This window comes from Sunxiuqinia elliptica (assembly GCF_900113005.1).
In the GTDB taxonomy this organism is placed as follows: domain Bacteria; phylum Bacteroidota; class Bacteroidia; order Bacteroidales; family Prolixibacteraceae; genus Sunxiuqinia; species Sunxiuqinia elliptica.
This window is the reverse complement of sequence record NZ_FONW01000011.1, coordinates 59324-75611: the sequence shown is the minus strand read 5'-3', so window position 1 is coordinate 75611 and position 16288 is coordinate 59324. Positions and strand designations below refer to the sequence as shown.

The 16288-nt window shown below is 41.5% G+C and carries 16 protein-coding genes; 7 read left to right on the top strand and 9 right to left on the bottom strand.

The features are described 5' to 3' along the window. Positions 1-60 precede the first annotated feature (60 nt). The 7 genes from BM156_RS16880 to BM156_RS16850 all read left to right on the top strand — a co-directional run bounded on the left by BM156_RS16880 (position 61) and on the right by BM156_RS16850 (position 9289). Positions 61-1173, top strand: coding sequence for an AI-2E family transporter (locus BM156_RS16880; RefSeq protein WP_093921080.1), 1113 nt, complete (start codon positions 61-63; stop codon positions 1171-1173). A gap of 256 nt (positions 1174-1429) precedes the next feature. Then, positions 1430-2587 (top strand): cytochrome c3 family protein, encoded by a 1158-nt coding sequence (locus BM156_RS16875; RefSeq protein ID WP_093921079.1) that lies wholly within the window; start codon positions 1430-1432, stop codon positions 2585-2587. Positions 2588-2618: 31 nt separating this feature from the next. Then, positions 2619-5564: a TAT-variant-translocated molybdopterin oxidoreductase gene (locus tag BM156_RS16870; RefSeq protein ID WP_093921078.1), complete on the top strand. Its 2946-nt coding sequence runs from the start codon at positions 2619-2621 to the stop codon at positions 5562-5564. Between the two features lie 24 nt (positions 5565-5588). Beyond that, a complete protein-coding gene (gene nrfD, locus BM156_RS16865; RefSeq protein WP_093921077.1) occupies positions 5589-7016 on the top strand; it encodes an NrfD/PsrC family molybdoenzyme membrane anchor subunit in 1428 nt (475 codons plus the stop codon). A gap of 5 nt (positions 7017-7021) precedes the next feature. Next, positions 7022-7510: a DUF3341 domain-containing protein gene (locus BM156_RS16860; protein WP_093921076.1), complete on the top strand. Its 489-nt coding sequence runs from the start codon at positions 7022-7024 to the stop codon at positions 7508-7510. A 24-nt stretch (positions 7511-7534) separates the two neighbouring features. After that, complete coding sequence (locus tag BM156_RS16855; RefSeq protein WP_093921075.1) at positions 7535-8104, top strand: c-type cytochrome; 570 nt, start codon at positions 7535-7537, stop codon at positions 8102-8104. Positions 8105-8128: 24 nt separating this feature from the next. Then, positions 8129-9289: a hypothetical protein gene (locus tag BM156_RS16850; protein WP_093921074.1), complete on the top strand. Its 1161-nt coding sequence runs from the start codon at positions 8129-8131 to the stop codon at positions 9287-9289. Between the two features lie 72 nt (positions 9290-9361). Here the strand turns inward: BM156_RS16850 and BM156_RS16845 are convergent, their stop codons facing one another. From BM156_RS16845 to BM156_RS16805, 9 genes are all read right to left on the bottom strand, one after another. Then, positions 9362-9757, bottom strand: coding sequence for a carboxypeptidase-like regulatory domain-containing protein (locus BM156_RS16845; RefSeq protein WP_093921073.1), 396 nt, complete (start codon positions 9755-9757; stop codon positions 9362-9364). 324 nt (positions 9758-10081) lie between these two features. After that, the gene (locus BM156_RS16840; RefSeq protein WP_093921072.1) at positions 10082-10387 is read right to left on the bottom strand and encodes a cation transporter; all 306 of its coding nucleotides are present in this window, start codon (positions 10385-10387) and stop codon (positions 10082-10084) included. 141 nt (positions 10388-10528) lie between these two features. After that, complete coding sequence (locus BM156_RS16835) at positions 10529-11005, bottom strand: DUF302 domain-containing protein (protein ID WP_093921071.1); 477 nt, start codon at positions 11003-11005, stop codon at positions 10529-10531. A 59-nt stretch (positions 11006-11064) separates the two neighbouring features. Continuing rightward, entirely contained in the window at positions 11065-11940 is an 876-nt protein-coding gene (locus BM156_RS16830) for a protoheme IX farnesyltransferase (RefSeq protein WP_093921070.1), read from the bottom strand. Next, positions 11937-12881 carry a cytochrome c oxidase subunit II gene (gene coxB, locus BM156_RS16825; protein ID WP_093921069.1) on the bottom strand — a complete coding sequence of 315 codons (945 nt, stop codon included), beginning with the start codon at positions 12879-12881 and terminating at the stop codon, positions 11937-11939. The genes BM156_RS16830 and coxB overlap by 4 nt, the downstream gene beginning before the upstream one ends. A 5-nt stretch (positions 12882-12886) precedes the next feature. Further along, positions 12887-13174 (bottom strand): cytochrome C oxidase subunit IV family protein, encoded by a 288-nt coding sequence (locus tag BM156_RS16820; RefSeq protein ID WP_093921068.1) that lies wholly within the window; start codon positions 13172-13174, stop codon positions 12887-12889. A gap of 11 nt (positions 13175-13185) precedes the next feature. Then, positions 13186-13803: a cytochrome c oxidase subunit 3 family protein gene (locus BM156_RS16815; protein ID WP_093921067.1), complete on the bottom strand. Its 618-nt coding sequence runs from the start codon at positions 13801-13803 to the stop codon at positions 13186-13188. 17 nt (positions 13804-13820) lie between these two features. Next, positions 13821-15437 (bottom strand): cytochrome c oxidase subunit I, encoded by a 1617-nt coding sequence (locus BM156_RS16810; RefSeq protein WP_093921066.1) that lies wholly within the window; start codon positions 15435-15437, stop codon positions 13821-13823. Positions 15438-15449: 12 nt separating this feature from the next. After that, positions 15450-16250 carry an SCO family protein gene (locus BM156_RS16805; RefSeq protein WP_093921065.1) on the bottom strand — a complete coding sequence of 267 codons (801 nt, stop codon included), beginning with the start codon at positions 16248-16250 and terminating at the stop codon, positions 15450-15452. Between the last annotated feature and the right edge of the window lie 38 nt (positions 16251-16288).

Sequence of the window (16288 nt, the reverse complement as noted above, 5' to 3'; positions counted from 1 at the left end):
AATATAGCCGAAACTTTTTAACTTGAATTAATCAGGTATATTTGTATAAAGCTTCAATCTATGATAAAAGTTCAGGGTAGAACAAGAAACTTCTTGTTTATCATTGGTTTCATCCTTATCGCATTTTTAGTTTGGTATTTTAGTAGTATTGTTACTTACATCTTAATTGCTGCTGTTTTATCGTTGATTGGACGCCCGGTTGTTCGATTTTTAAGTGGGTTGAAAATGGGTAAATATAAAATACCACAAGGAGTAGCCGCTTTCTTGACTCTCATTTTAATTTGGATCTTTTTTGTCGGTTCGTTTCGCTTTTTAATTCCTTTACTGGTGATGGAGTTCGAACAGCTTTCTTCGGTTAATCTGAATGCGGTCATTGAGGAGGTGGAAAAACCTCTTGGACAGTGGATGGACTTTTGGGGAGAGGGGGATAGCGTTGATACGAATGCTCAGTTAATGGCGCTGATAAAAGGACAGTTAGGAGATAAACTCAATTTTTCTCAGTTGACGGACGTGTTTGGTTTCGTGGCTGGAACGTTGGGGGAAATGCTCATCTTGTTTTTTGCGGTTTCATTCATCACTTTTTTCTTTTTAAAAGAAGAAAATATGTTTAGGGATGGAATTTTACTTTTTGTTCCTTCCGATTATGAGGAGAAAGTGCAACGCATTTTGCATTCGATTTACAACTTGCTACGCCGTTATTTCGTTGGTCTGTTGTTTGAAGTTACCATGGTAGGGATGTTGGTAACCCTTGGATTAACTATAGTTGGGGTGGGTTTTAGTCATGCCGTTGTTATTGGTTTGTTTTGCGGTCTGTTTAATGTGATTCCTTATCTCGGACCTTGGATGGGGGCATTTGTTGGGTTATTAATTGGTGTCGCAATTAACCTGAATGCCGACTTTATGAGCTATACTTTGCCGCTTTTAGGCTTGATGACTTTGGTATTTGCAACGGTTCAAATTATTGATAATATTCTTTTTCAGCCACTTATCTATTCCAGTAGCGTAAAGGCTCATCCCATGGAGATCTTCCTTGTTATTATGGCGGCTGGAAGTGTTGCCGGTATTTTAGGGATGATTTTGGCTATTCCTGCTTATACCATTCTTCGGGTGATCGCAAAAGAGTTTCTTGATAATCTGAAAATTGTAAGAAAATTGACAGAGAATTTAGAATAAATGTATCGAAATTATCTATTTCTAAATTTATTTCATAATTGAATTCTATATCTTTTTGTGGGTTTTAAATGAAATGTCGTTCAGGTTCAGGCATTTAGTTCGTAGATGTTTCTGGAGTGCTGTATAAAAGACTTCTGAATGTTTTTTAGCGCGAAAATTTTAGGCTGAAAGGCAAAACCTTAGAGTACAAAAATTGTTAATTCTCTTGAGTTGCAAAATCCTAAGGTTTGAAAAAAAACTTACTAAAGCTTATAGAATGAAACTTAAGTTCTCTGTTTCGCCTGCTTTCGGGTATTTACCTATGGCTGTGTTTTTGGCCCTTTTTTTGTTTGTTAATTCCCCTGTTCTTGCCGAATCCGTTGAAAATCAACATGGCGCTGTTGATGGACATTCCCACCGGGACATCAAAAGAGGGGAGCGTTTTTTTAAAGGGCTATTGCCTCACAAGCTAGAACACCAGGCATGCGTGTCGTGCCATAACCTAACACCTACCGACACGCTCAATTGGAATCCTTCAGCAATCGCTATTGCCGAAAAGTACTTAGACAAAGACTTTGCCGCCTTTAATAATGCGGTAATGAACCCGGGCGTAGGCATGCTGGCACAGGTTCACAAAGATTTTAAAATTGAAGAAGAAGATTTAAAGACTGTTAAAGTGTATCTGGATAACCTGGCTATGACCGGGCCAGTGCCACAAAACATGACAATTAATAACCTGCTTCTTTTCTTGTTTTTAGGATTATTAATAACCTGGGCTTTGCTCGAGTTAATCTTTTTCCGCAAAATCCGCTATCGCTTTATTCCGGTACTCATTTTTCTTGGAGCTTTTGGCTACCAAGCCAAAATGTTGGTTGACGAAGGGATTAAACTTGGTCGTTCTGAAGGCTATGCTCCAGATCAGCCAATTAAATTTTCGCACAAGGTTCACGTTGGTGAAAATGGTATCGACTGTAAATACTGCCACCACACGGTGGAGCAAGGCAAGTCTGCCGGAATTCCTGCTACGAACTTGTGTATGAACTGTCATGTGCTGATTCGTGAAGGCACAAATTCCGGGAAATTTGAGATTGCTAAAATTGTTGAGGCTGTAGAGAAAGAGGAACCCGTAGAATGGGTAAGGCTTCACAACCTTCCAGATCATGTATTTTTCAGTCACGCTATTCACGTAGGTGTTGCCAAAATTGATTGTCAACAATGTCATGGAGATGTTGAGGAGATGGATATTATGGAACAACATGCCGACCTGTCGATGGGCTGGTGTGTGAACTGTCACCGCGACACTGAAGTGCAATTTACAGAGAATGGATACTATGAAACTTTTGTCAAGATGCATGAAGAAATGGGCATTGAGGACTTGAAAAAAGTTACTGCTGCTGACCTAGGCGCAAATGACTGTATGCGTTGCCACTATTAATAACGATTATTCTGAAAAAAAACGATATTGAATGAAGACATATTGGAGAAGTCTTGAAGAATTGGAAGACCCGAAAGCTTTACGAATTAAGGAAGCTCGGGAAGAAGCCAAACAAAAAAGCTTACTGTATAAAGAAAGCAAAGGCTCGGAAAACAATTCACGCCGTGATTTTTTAAGAACACTGGGATTTAGCCTGGCTGCAGCGAGTATTGTTGCCAGTTGTAAAAAACCGGTCGAAAAAGCAATTCCTTATTTAGTCAAACCAGAAGAAATAATTCCCGGACAAGCCTCTTATTATGCGTCCTCCTATTTCGATGCCGGTGATTACTGCAGCGTTGTCGTTAAAGTTCGCGACGGACGGCCAATCAAGATTGAAGGAAATGAATTAAGCCCAATTTCTCAGCAAGGAACAAGTGCCAGAGTGCAGGCTTCTATCCTGAATCTTTATGATGGAGCTCGCTACAAAGGGCCTCGTTTTAAAGGCAAAAAGACAAGTTGGGATGATGCCGATAAAGCGATTGCTACGGCACTCAAAAGCTTGGCTGACAAAAATGAACCGGTTGTTTTGCTGGCTTCTAGTTTGATTTCTCCTTCTACCAAGTCGGTAATTGACCAATTTATTGAAGCCTATCCAAATGTCAAATTGGTTCAGTATGACTCGGTTTCAGCATCAGGAATGCTTTCCGCTAACTTGAAATCATTCGGTCAGCGGGCAATCCCTGATTATCGTTTTGATCAGTCGAATGTTGTGGTAAGCTTTGGAGCTGACTTTTTAGGTACTTGGCTTTCTCCAGTGGAGTACACCAAACATTATACATCCAAGCGTAAGCTGGATGAGGGACAACGAGATATGTTGCGCCATTATCAGTTTGAATCAGCTATGTCGTTGACTGGTTCAAATGCTGATGTTCGTTTCCCAATAAAGCCTTCAGAAGAAGGGGGAATTGTATTGGCTTTGTACAATGCGATTGCAAAAGCAAAAGGGGCTTCAGCTATAAGCGGTCCTAAATCAGCTGTTGATGTTAGCGATTTAGCAGAAGAGTTACTGGCTAACCAGGGACAGTCCATTGTTGTTTCTGGAAGTAATGATGAGCATATTCAACTGTTGGTTAACGGAATTAACCAGCTGTTGGGGAACTACGGCAAGTCTATTTCTTGGAATTCGCCGCTGTTGACTAAGCAGGGCTTAGATGCTGAGATGAATGAGTTTGTCACCGACTTAAAAGCAGGCAAAGTAAAAGGCCTGTTGGCTTGGGGCGTCAACCCAGTATACGATCATCCGGAAGGCATGGCAATTGAAACGGCTATCCGTAACTTGGAACTTTCAGTTTCATTTGCTGAACGCAAAGATGAAACGGCTAACCTGTGCCAATATATTTTACCAGAACCTAACTATTTGGAATCCTGGAACGATCATGAACCAAAATTAGGATCGTATAGTTTAGCTCAGCCAACAATTCAAAAATTATTTGATTCCCGTAATGTGCAAGAGAGTTTGCTGCGTTGGATGGGAGATGCTGAGACGACTTATGCTGATCTAATCAAAAAATATTGGGAAGCTCATCAGTTTACTGGTCAAACAGCGCTGACAGACTTCCGCTTGTTTTGGAACACCGCACTTCAGAAAGGTGTTTACGAACAGCAACAGAATGCTGAGGTGGCCTATTCTGATCATGGTCTTTCAGCGGCTGGCACTGGATTGAAAAGTGCCGGTAAAGGAACGGAAGTGGTTCTTTACGAAACCATCGCAATTGGAAATGGAAAGTATGCCAATAACCCATGGTTACAAGAATTACCAGATCCGATGGCAAAAATTAGCTGGGATAATTATGCTTCAGTACCTGTGGCTTATGCCGAAGAAAATGGCCTAAGCAATGAGAGTGTGATTACGGTTAATGGTTTGGAACTGCCAGTCTTTATTCAGCCAGGACAAGCAGCCGGGACAATTGCGGTGGCCTTGGGCTATGGAAGAAGCTATGCCGGTAAGGTGGGCGATGAAGTGGGAAAGAACATGTTCTCTTATGTGAGTCATGTTAATGGTGCTCGCCAGTACTACATGGAAAATGCTGATGTGGCTGTAGTCGAAGGGAAAACCTTCCCATTGGCACTTTCGCAAACGCACCACTCCATGGAAGGGCGTCCAATTGCCCGTGAAACGAACCTGGATGAATACCTAAAAAATCCTGCAGCAGGAAATGAATGGCATAAAAAGTCGGAAAGCCACCATGTTTCTCTTTATGAGAAGCCTGAATTTAAAGGGCATCATTGGGGAATGGCTATTGACCTGAATTCATGTACCGGTTGTGGAAACTGTGCCATTTCGTGCCAGGCTGAAAATAATGTTCAGGTCATCGGAAAAGAGCAGGTTCGTAACCGACGGATTATGCACTGGATACGGGTTGACCGCTATTACTCGGGCGATCCTGCCAATCCAGAAGTATCGAACCAGCCTGTAATGTGTCAGCATTGCGACAATGCACCTTGTGAAAACGTTTGTCCGGTGGCTGCAACTCCTCACAGCGAGGAAGGCCTGAATCAAATGGCTTACAACCGATGTGTTGGTACAAAATATTGCATTAACAACTGTCCGTATCGCGTGCGTCGTTTCAACTGGTTCCGCTATGTCAATAATGACCAGTTTGATTACAACGCGAATAATGATCTTGGTCGGATGGTGTTGAACCCCGATGTAACTGTGCGTTCGCGAGGAGTTGTTGAAAAATGCTCCATGTGTGTGCAACGTATTCAGGAAAAGAAACAAGAAGCCAAGTTGGCTGGACGAATGATTGAAGATGGCGAGATTAAAACAGCTTGTCAACAGTCATGTCCTGGAAATGCAATTGTTTTTGGAGACCTGAATAATCCTGAAAGCAAAATCAGCAAGCTGTTCAAGGATGAGCGGAACTACCATTTGCTTGAAGAACTGCATACGTTGCCGTCAGTTGGATACTTAACTAAAGTGAGAAATAAAGCCTGAACGAAGAAATAAAAACTTGTATTTATGTATAATACTGAAGTCAGAGGAAAGCTCATTGACGGGGATAAATCCCTGAAGCAGATTTCGAAAGAAATTTTAGCTCCTATTGATGCAAAAACACCAGCTTGGTGGTACATCGCTTTCATCATCAGCTTGGGAATGTTTGGCTGGGGCCTTTACTGTAAATATATCACCATCTCAACAGGGATCGGAACCTGGGGGGTAAACAATACAGTCGGCTGGGGATGGGCTATCATCAATTTTGTATGGTGGATTGGTATTGGTCACGCCGGTACTGCTTTTTCCATCTTCCTCCTTATTTTACGCCAAAAATGGCGGACCGCAATTAACCGTGCGGCAGAAGCGATGACTGTTGTTGCTGTATTGTGCGCCAGTTTGTTTCCACTGCTTCACATGGGACGCCCTTGGCTGTTCTTTTTCATCTTTCCGTACCCCAACACGCGTGGGCCTTTGTGGGTGAATTTCAATTCTCCGTTGTTTTGGGACTTCGTAGCAATTAGTGCTTACATGCTCATTTCTGCCAGCTTCTGGTATTTTGGTATGGTGCCTGATTTTGCAACCATCCGGGATACAACCAAGTCAAAAGTTAAAAAAGCAGTTTACGGATTTTTCGCTTTTGGTTGGGTCGGATCATCCAAAGAATGGTTGCGCTTTGAAGCATTGAGCTTTGTGCTTGGAGGTATTGCTGCAGTGCTTGTGGTATCTGTGCACTCTATTGTATCTACTGACTTTGCTGTTTCAGTAGAGCCGGGGTGGCACACGACTATTTTTCCACCCTACTTTGTGGTCGGAGCGATTTTCTCAGGTTTTGCGATGGTACTAACGTTGGTTACGCTGATGCGAAAGCTGTATAAAATGAATGACTTCATTACAGATGCGCACGTTGATGCCGTTTGCCGAATTCTGGTTTTCATTTCACTCATCATGGGAACCGCCTATCTGACAGAGATTTTTATAGCCTGGTATTCAGGATCAGAATATGAAATGTTTACTTTCTTCCGTAATCGGATTACGGGCGATTATGCTTTCCAGTTCTGGGCCATGTTTGTATTTAATGCCTTGGTTCCACAGTTGTTCTGGTTCAAAGCTGTTCGTAAACGTTTGTGGGTTGTTTTCATCATTTCAATCATCATTAATATTGGAATGTGGTTCGAGCGGTTTAATATCGTAATCACCTCATTAACCAAAAACTATTTGCCGGCCAACTGGGCGACTTATTCGCCAAGTATCATTGAAATCGGATTCTTCATTGGAACTTTGGGAATGTTCTCTGCTGGAGTACTGTTATTCTTCCGCTATATTCCAATGATTGCCGTATCAGAAGTGAAGAGTGTTGCCAAGTTCGATAAGCCAATCCCATCTCATGGTGAGCACGGTGGCGGGCATACTTCAAATGAAAGACCACTAACAACAAATAACTCTCAAAACTAAAGGCTATGGTAGGAGTATTTGATAACGAATTTGATTTGCTGCAAGCTTTTGGAAAAGTAAAAAGCAAAGGATTGAAAATTGAAGAGGTTTACACACCTTACCCAATTCACGAGATATTGGAAGGAATGGGAACAAAAACCCGGATTACCCATGCCGCATTTTTCTTTGGCCTTTTTGGAGCGCTTGCAGTTTTAGGTGGAATGTATTACGCCGCAGTAGAGAGTTGGCCGTTGAATTTTGGAGGAAAGCCGTTTAATACTTTTCCATCATTTATTGTTGTGACCATTGTTGCCACAATTTTGATTGTTACGCTGTTAACGCTTTTTACTTTTTCGGCACGAGCCAAAGTGTTTCCGGGGAAAAAAGCAGAGATTGTCGATATAAGAGCAACGGACGACAAGTTTGTAATGGTGGTTGATGCTTCCAGCCCTGGCTACGATGCCGAAGAGTTAACGGCACTTTTGAAAGCCAGCGGAGCCTCTGATGTATATTAAGTTTGAATCTGTTAAAAACAGTATATGATGAACCTGAAAAACCGAAACTTTTTATTGGCCTTAGCACTTATTGCCTTGGTTTTTACCGCTTGTGATCATGAACGGAATAATCCCGGATGGCAATACTTTGACGATATGGTTACTTCACCGGCCTACGAAAGCTATACGCCAAACCCCAACTTTAAGGATGGGAAAACCATGCAGGGAACGATTGAGGGAACCATTCCTCGTGATCGGATGCCTTATCCCTATGAAAAGACGGATGAAGATCGGCTACTCGCCGGACAAAATCTAGAGAATCCATTGAATCCAACCCCTGAAATCATGGCTCGGGGTGGCGAGTTGTATGGCATTTACTGTGCCAGTTGCCATGGCGACATGGGCGATGGGCAAGGACAATTGTTTACCCGTAAAAAATATCCATATCCACCGGCTGATTTGTTGTCCGACAAGGTCAGAAATAACCCTGAGGGAGAGATTTATCATGTTATTTCGGTCGGCTGGGGAGTAATGGGGGAGCATGGATCCATGTTGCTTCCAAATGATCGTTGGAAGATTGTATCATACATCAAAAATGAGCTGCATAAGAATTAAGCCTAAAGTATAATAAAACTGGTTATGGAAGAAAAATTTATCGTCCCACAAAAACTCAAACTACTATCCATTGGCTTAATTGTCATTGGGGTAATTGCTTTCGTTGTAGGTTTGCTAAACGACCCTACCAGAGCTTGGGCCAATTACTTGCTGAACAACTTTTACTTCGTGTCGCTAGCAATAGGAGCTGCTTTTTTTATCGGTATCCAATACATTTCGCAGGCTGGTTGGTCTGCGGCCTTTAAACGGATTCCGGAAGCCATGGCGGCTTACATTCCATTTGCGGCAGTACTTTTTCTTTTACTGATTTTTGGTGTACATCATTTATATGAGTGGTCGCATGACGAGGCTGTTGCTACCGATAGTTTGATCAAGCATAAATCGCCTTACCTGAACGTGCCCTTTTTCTTTGCCCGGGTAATTGTCTTTTTCGCACTTTGGATTTTATTGACCAAGTTGATGCGTCGGGTTTCGTTAAAAGAAGATGAAGCATACAGTTTGGAGTTATTCAATAAGCAAGAGTGGCTATCAAAGGTGTTCATCTTTGTGGTTGCCATTACGTTTTCAGCTTTCTCGGTGGATATGATTATGTCGCTGGAAGTTCATTGGTTCAGTACCATTTTTGCTGCCAAGGCATTTGTTGCAGCTTTCTTACATGGTGCGTCTATTATTACCTTGATTGTCATTCTACTACATCGTAGGGGCTACCTCAAGGTACTCAATCGTTCGCATTTGCATGATTTTACACGATACATGTTTATGCTGGCAATTGTTTGGGGCTATTTCAACTTTGCACAGTTCATGCTGATCTGGTACGGTAACATTCCGGAAGAAACCCATTTCTACGTCCATCGGATGCATGGCGTTTATGGCGTCCTGTTTTATGCCAATATTGTGTTGAACTGGGCCATTCCTTTCTTGTTTCTGATGCCACGGTTTAGTTCTCGGAGTCGAATGGTTATGGTGCCTGTTATTTTATTGCTGATTGTCGGACAGTATACCGAGTTGTATTTTGAGATCTGGCCTGCTACCGTACATGAAGCAAAGTTCGGATTAATCGAAATTGGTATGTTTTTAGGCTTTGCAGGACTGTTTAGCTTAGTGGTGGTAACTTACCTTGCAAAAGCTAGTTTGGTGCCGAAAAACCACCCTTATTTAGAAGAAAGCGTTCAGCATCATTTTTAAGCAGAGATATTTGCTTTTTAGAAGCAAGGAAAAGGGCTGAATCATTTTCGATTCAGCCCTTTCTTTTTGTCTTTACTTTTGTTTCTGTTTCCTCGTGTTTGAAGACATTTTGACATTAGCCTGTTTGTCGTGCTCTGCCGTTACTTCCAGGTAAACGACAGAAAGATCATTGTTCGTTTGGTTATTCAACGATTGAACGTCGGCAATAACTTCTTCATAGCCATCACAACGAATAATTATGTCGACCGTATCGGCAGGTAAATTCCATAGGCGAAATTCGCCTTTTTCGTTGGTGATGGTTCCAATGCCATCGGGGTGGTCTTTTATGCAAACACTCACTCCATAAAGGGGTTTTTGTGTTTCTTTATCGACAACCTTGCCGTAAACATTGGAGGTTTGACCTTGTCCTGCAGTTGAAATCAGGCTCATCAACATCAGTAAACTGAGTAAGAAAAGTGGTGTTTTCATACGCTTGTGTTTTTTTGGGTTTTACGTATGGAACTCCCTTTACTCTTCGTCACCTTTTATGGAGACAAAAAAGAAATGACGAAATTGAAAGTTTGTTTCATGGCTTGTTTTTATGACTCTTATTATATTGACAAATAATATGCCGAAAGGGTTGCTTTTCTGTCACCCTTTTTTTAAATATTTTTTAGATCACTTTTCGGCAATCAGCTATAATGCTGTACGCAGAAAATTGGTAGCGATTATCTTCGGCTATTCTAATATAAACCGATGGCGGTTAGTTGTTTATCGGCGATGGGATAAACAGCATTTTTTTAGTCATCGAATTCATTGAGTAACTTGATAACCTCTTTTTTTGATTGCAGCAATTATTTCATCACTGTTGGTTAATGAAGGATCAAAAACAACGCGTGTTGTAGAATCTTCATGATTGGCTTCAACCAGTGAGATGCCATCTAATGCCGCAACTCCTTTTTGAATGGATGACTCACAATGATCGCAGGTCATTCCTTCCACATGATACACAATTTCTTGTGTTGTTTCGCTGGCGGTTGGTTCTTGCTTTTTAGGGGTGCTGTTGCAAGCTGCAACAGCGAATGTTACCACGAGCATAAGTAAAAAATGATTTTTCATTCAGTTGTATTTTTAGTTTCTTAATGGTGTCCATCAAACAATTTTGCCTTTCAAGCTCGGGGCATTTTTGTTTGATGGGCTGTTGTTTTGTTGAAGTTAGATGTTTATGGTATGTTTTCAAAGAAGGCGTCAGAATGATCCTTATTCAAAAAGTGGCGCCAAGATCATTTCACTCCCGGCTCCGGCTTCGGACATAACCGATTTGGCATTGCTCCCCAACAATTTTGAAAGCATTCTGGCATTGATGCGGGCAATGTAGGTTTTACCATCTGATTTTTCGAATACGGCAATTCTACATGGCATCATTGCAGCGATGTGTCGGTCTGCATCGGTTTCTAGTATGCGTTTGGCAAGATCGGGCTTGCAGATTGAAAAAACTTTAACTGGTTTTACTTCAAAACCATGTTTAGTCATAGTTGCTTGCAAGTTATATTGATGAGGTAGGCTCCAACTTTGGGTCTTTGTTGACTCTTCGAGCAATGCGACTGTTTCATTAAAGTCGTATTTACTCTCCGTGACTGTAAATAAGCTTTTGGGGACAACTACCAAAATGATTAGAACGGCGATCGCAAGTCCAGCGACTAAGCCAATTAGAAATGAAGGGAACTTATTTTTCATGCCAATATATTTAAAAATCTAGATATATCGGTATAACATCTTTCCTTAAACTTTGTTCATTAGCGATGAAACAAGCTGTCGACAATGATTGCAATCATCATAAACAGGTACAAAAAGTTGAGTTTGAAAAAGGTTGGTCGCACGCTAAGGTTCTTTTTTACCAGTAGTTGTGTGGTGGTTGAAAAAAGTAAATAGAAAATATAGAATAGGAGGATGAAAATAACCGTTCGTCCAATAAGCACCTGCAGTGCAATGACCAAAGCAGCAGCGATGGTGGATAAAATCCAGGTATAGCTAAGTCGCTTGATCTGGTTGTCGGAAAAGAGGTCATTTAGGCTGGGATACCCAGCTAATTTATACTGTTTCCCAAACATCAGCAGTAGCAGCCAAAAGTGTGGTATTTGTCCGATAAAAAAGAAAATAGCGACTAAAAAGATCGTCGGATCGAGGAGGTCGCCTCCTGCAGCCAACCAGCCAATGTATGGAGGAAGTGCTCCCACCAGCGAGCCAGGAACAACGGCAAAGGCTGTGTACTTTTTTAGTGGGGTATAAAATCCGTTGTAAGAAATGAGAGTAACAATACTTGCAATTAAGGCAACAACCGGAAAATGAAGTGTGAGCACAATGGCTCCGCCAGTAAAATAGGCCAAGGCAACGGCCAACGCAAATCCAGGTGTTATTTTGCCTGATGGAATTGGGCGGTCCTTGGTTCGTGGCATTTTGGCATCAATGGCATGCTCTTGCCAGTGGTTGATGGCACTGGAGCTGCACGACATCAAAAAAACACCCAGAGAAAGGTAAAGACCTGCCTCCCCGATATGCCCAGTGTACATCGCATAACCTGTTAAGGCTGATAAAGCAATGGGCAAAGAAATACGTGCTTTGCCCAATTGCAGAATAATCTTTATGGTATTGCCAATGCTTTGTTTGCTCATTTCAATGTTTTCAGATACTCAATAATTTGTTCAACTTCAGTTTCTGTGAGTTGACCTTCGTATGAAACCATCAAACCTTTATTAAATCCTTCAACGATATCGGCATTTGGATCAAAAATTGATCGCTTAATGTATTCGTCATCGACCATTACGGTTCGGGTTTCTCCTCCTGTTTTAACTGTGGCTTCGTGTCCGTATAATCCTTTAAATGAAGGACCGACCAAGCGAGAGCCATCCAGTGAGTGGCAAGCCAGGCAGCCAATATTCGTCATAATGCGCTTCCCTGCAGCCGTAGGTGATTCAACCTGTGCACTTGCTAATTGCTGTGTCGTATCGGTGTACCACGTATTAAATTCTTCTTCGGGCATTACTTTTACCCAATTGTACATGTACGAGTGTTGTAAGCCACAATATTCAGTACAGAAGAGTTCGTAAATTCCTTCGTTCTGAGCCGTAAACCACATGAATTTGTCGGAGCCCGGAACAACATCTTCTTTAACCCGGAAAGCTGGGATATACACGGAGTGGATAACATCCATCGATCTTAGGTTTAATTTCACAGGTCTGTCTTTCGGAATAAACAAGGTGTCCGTACGTCGGCCGTTGTCATATTGGAAGGTGAAATTCCACATCCGGCTGTTGACAGTAATCTCAAAGCTGTCCTCGGGAGCTTCTCTCATGGGTTTCCAGCCTGCCCATCCGTAGTAGAACATGATCAAAACCAAAATTGTTGGAATGACAGTCCATACGACTTCCAGGGTATTACTTCCTTTTATTTGAGTTGCCTTTGGATGTTTCTTCTTGTTGTACTTAAACATGAAATAGATCATTACTGCTGTCAGTGCAATCAAAAAGAAAAAGCAGATGGCCAGAATAATGATGAATGCCTTATCGACACCGGAAACAAAGTTAGAGGCTTGTGTTGATGCTAAAATATACATGATTTCTATCGGTAATAGTAGTCAAAAAATGTAATAACAATCACTGCAATAAAAACTGCCATAACAAATCCCACCATAAGCTTGAGGTAGGGTTTGTCAAATTTTAGGTGCATAAAAAAATAAAGCACCAGTCCTGATTTTATTGTTGCAAGCAATAAAGCCCCGGCAACATTGTAGCTGCCTAATTCAATCTGGGTGATGGCTATTGATATGAAGGTAAACAATAGCAACAACAACAAGATAACAAAGTAGCTTCGATAGGAAACAATATGGTGTTTTTCGTTATTTTCCATGATTTTGCAGTTTAGTGAATTAAGTAAAATAATGGGAAGAGGAAAATCCAAATTAGGTCGACTAAGTGCCAGTAAAGTCCTGCATTCTCGAGTAATGAGGGACGATTCTCATGTACTGTTCCGTTCTTAATTCGGGCCAAAGCAAATCCCATAATAACCATTCCTACAATGATGTGAAGAGCATGTAAGCCAGTCATGACGAAGTACAAGCCAAAGAATAAAATCTCTCCCTGGCTCATTTCTTCTTTCATGTATTCTGATCCGGGGAAAATGCCGTGATCGAACTTAATACCCCATTCGAAATATTTGTTAATCAAAAATACTAAGGCTAGCATGAAGGTGATTTCCAACAAAACAATGGTTGTTGCTTTTTGCTTTTTCTGGAGTGCCGTGGTTGACATGGCTATGGTCATACTACTAATCAGCAGGATGACAGTGTTTATGGCTCCAACTGTTGTATTCAGCTCTTCAGCTGCCAAATGAAAGGCATCCTGATTTAGATAGCGATAAACTGAATAAACAATGAAAAGTCCTCCAAAAAGAAGCAATTCAGTAAAAATGAAAAGCCACATCCCGATCTTCGATCCTTCCGGGTCATAGTGCTCATCATGATGAATAACTTGTGACATAGGTGTAGGTATTGAGTTTATTTGTATTCGTAAGGTCCGTCTTTTTCTCCGTATACCGGGATTTCTTCATAGTTTTCAACAGGGGGAGGTGATGGAACTGTCCATTCCAGGGTTTTTCCATTCCACGGGTCTTTAGGAGCAATTGCTCCACTTTTGGCCGATCGGAAAAGGTTGATCAGAATGATCACCAGTCCGAGGGTCATTACCCAGCTTCCCATTGTTGATAAAATATTTGCGGCATGAAATTCTTCCAGGTAGTCGTAATACCGTCTGGGCATTCCTTGCATTCCCAAGTAAAACATCGGAGAGTATAAGGTTAGGAATCCGATGGTGAAAATGAGCCAACCAGCATTAGCCCAGGTGCTGTCGTACATCCGGCCAAACATTTTAGGGAACCAGTAGTGAATGGCTCCGAAGAAGGCAAAACCAACGCCTCCAAATACAATGAAGTGGAAGTGTGCAACAACAAAGGCTGTATCATGAACATAAACATTGGTGGCTAAAGCTCCTAAAACCAGTCCGGATAAACCTCCAATCATGAATACAAAAATAAACGATACCGCCCAGTAGAAAGGCGTTTGTACGTTGATGGATCCTTTATACATCGTGGAGATCCAGTTGAAAACCTTAATGGCACTAGGGATAGCAACCAAAAAGGTTAATATTGAAAAGGTATATTGAGCGGTTCCACTCATACCCGAAGTAAACATGTGGTGTCCCCATACAAAATAGCCAACAAAAGCAATGGCTAAGGTTGAAGCGACAATGGCTTTATAACCAAAAACGTGCTTTTGAGAGAAGGTAGGGATAATCTCAGAAATAGCTCCCATCGCGGGGAGGATCATAATATACACCGCTGGATGTGAATAAATCCAGAACAAGTGCTGATAAAGAATGGGGTCGCCACCTAAAGCGGGATCAAAGACTCCAATTCCGAAAATTCGTTCAAGCGAAACCAAAACCAACGTAATTCCAACGATTGGCGTAGCTAGAAGCTGAATCCAAGCTGTTCCGTATAAAGTCCATGGAAAGAGCGGCATCTTTGTCCAGGTCATTCCTGGTGCCCTAAGCCGGTGAATGGTTACAATAAAGTTTAGCCCGGTAAGAATGGATGAAAACCCGAGTACGAAAGCTCCGAAAATAGCCGGGAGCATATTGGTTCCCGTTTTAAAACTGTAGGGAGCATAAAAGGTCCATCCGGTATCCGGGGAGCCGTCTCCAAACAAGACCGAGGCAATTACTAAGAATGCTCCAGCTATGTAAACATACCAAGAAGCCAGATTTAGTTTTGGAAAGGCAACATCCTTTGCACCAATCATAATTGGCAGTAGAAAGTTTCCAAATACTGCTGGAAGTCCCGGAACGACGATCATGAAAATCATGATCACACCATGAACCGTGAAAACAGCATTGTAATCCTTGGCTTCCATAATGGTTTTCCCGGGGGCGATTAACTCAAATTTCATGGCCAACCCAAGAACAACGCCAATTAAAAACAAGGTCATCATTGAATACATGTACAGCAGGCCAATGCGCTTGTGGTCAGTCGATAAAATCCAACTAAGCAGCCCTTTATGCTTGCCTTTGTATTCTAAATAACTTACATCAGTGGGGATTTTAGAACTTGCTTGCATATTAGTGTTCGTTTAGTAAACTTTTTTTCTTTTAGGTTTTAAAATCAAGTACAAGAAAATTACGATTGCAAAAAACAAGATGATGGTTCCTGCAACCTTGGTAACGTTTAATACATAAGTTTGTCCTTTCGGATCATATGAATAACAAAACTGTAATATTTTATTGATGGTTGGGCCGGATTGCCCTTTGTTGGCTTCGATAATCGCCATTTTAAATTCGAAAGGCAGAAAGTAAACACCGTTTAAGTAACGGGTAATCTTTCCTTTGGGGCTGATTACCATGACTGATGCCGCATGGAGAAAATCATTCCCGGTGCGTTTGTATTTAAATCCTACTGCTTGCGTGCTTTTAGCAATGCTGACACTATCTGATACATAAAATTTCCAGCCTTGAGCAATGGCTTCTTTTTTATTAACCAAATTCAGATAATTGGTCTTTTTGCGTTCAGCCAATTCCAAGGTTTCCGTTGGATCAAAACTGATAGTAAGAACTTGGTAATCCTGATCGGGAATCAGATCAGATTTATCCATGACTTCTGCAAGTCCTTCCATAAGCGGACTGCATATTCCAGGACACCGGTAATAAACAAAGTTCAGAATTGTAGGTTTGTCAATTAAGTCTAGCAGTCGAACCCGTTGCGAATCAAGCCCCGTTATGTAGATGTTCTCAGGAAGGAACTCATCAAGGTGCTCAACAACTCCAATCTCTGGATCGTTCGATGTTTCATAATTGAAAAGGGAACTTTGTCCAAACGAACTATACTGGAACAAAAGAATGATTAGTACAAGTAATAATTTGGGACCTAGTCTCATAGATTTTGTCCTATTGATTTTCGTTGATCTACATGATC

Coding starts and splice junctions, on each gene's coding strand:
- BM156_RS16880 (WP_093921080.1), top strand. CDS start 61: ATGATAAAAGTTCAGGGTAGAACAAGAAACTTCTTGTTTATCATTGGT.
- BM156_RS16875 (WP_093921079.1), top strand. CDS start 1,430: ATGAAACTTAAGTTCTCTGTTTCGCCTGCTTTCGGGTATTTACCTATG.
- BM156_RS16870 (WP_093921078.1), top strand. CDS start 2,619: ATGAAGACATATTGGAGAAGTCTTGAAGAATTGGAAGACCCGAAAGCT.
- nrfD (WP_093921077.1), top strand. CDS start 5,589: ATGTATAATACTGAAGTCAGAGGAAAGCTCATTGACGGGGATAAATCC.
- BM156_RS16860 (WP_093921076.1), top strand. CDS start 7,022: ATGGTAGGAGTATTTGATAACGAATTTGATTTGCTGCAAGCTTTTGGA.
- BM156_RS16855 (WP_093921075.1), top strand. CDS start 7,535: ATGATGAACCTGAAAAACCGAAACTTTTTATTGGCCTTAGCACTTATT.
- BM156_RS16850 (WP_093921074.1), top strand. CDS start 8,129: ATGGAAGAAAAATTTATCGTCCCACAAAAACTCAAACTACTATCCATT.
- BM156_RS16845 (WP_093921073.1), bottom strand. CDS start 9,757: ATGAAAACACCACTTTTCTTACTCAGTTTACTGATGTTGATGAGCCTG.
- BM156_RS16840 (WP_093921072.1), bottom strand. CDS start 10,387: ATGAAAAATCATTTTTTACTTATGCTCGTGGTAACATTCGCTGTTGCA.
- BM156_RS16835 (WP_093921071.1), bottom strand. CDS start 11,005: ATGAAAAATAAGTTCCCTTCATTTCTAATTGGCTTAGTCGCTGGACTT.
- BM156_RS16830 (WP_093921070.1), bottom strand. CDS start 11,940: ATGAGCAAACAAAGCATTGGCAATACCATAAAGATTATTCTGCAATTG.
- coxB (WP_093921069.1), bottom strand. CDS start 12,881: ATGTATATTTTAGCATCAACACAAGCCTCTAACTTTGTTTCCGGTGTC.
- BM156_RS16820 (WP_093921068.1), bottom strand. CDS start 13,174: ATGGAAAATAACGAAAAACACCATATTGTTTCCTATCGAAGCTACTTT.
- BM156_RS16815 (WP_093921067.1), bottom strand. CDS start 13,803: ATGTCACAAGTTATTCATCATGATGAGCACTATGACCCGGAAGGATCG.
- BM156_RS16810 (WP_093921066.1), bottom strand. CDS start 15,437: ATGCAAGCAAGTTCTAAAATCCCCACTGATGTAAGTTATTTAGAATAC.
- BM156_RS16805 (WP_093921065.1), bottom strand. CDS start 16,250: ATGAGACTAGGTCCCAAATTATTACTTGTACTAATCATTCTTTTGTTC.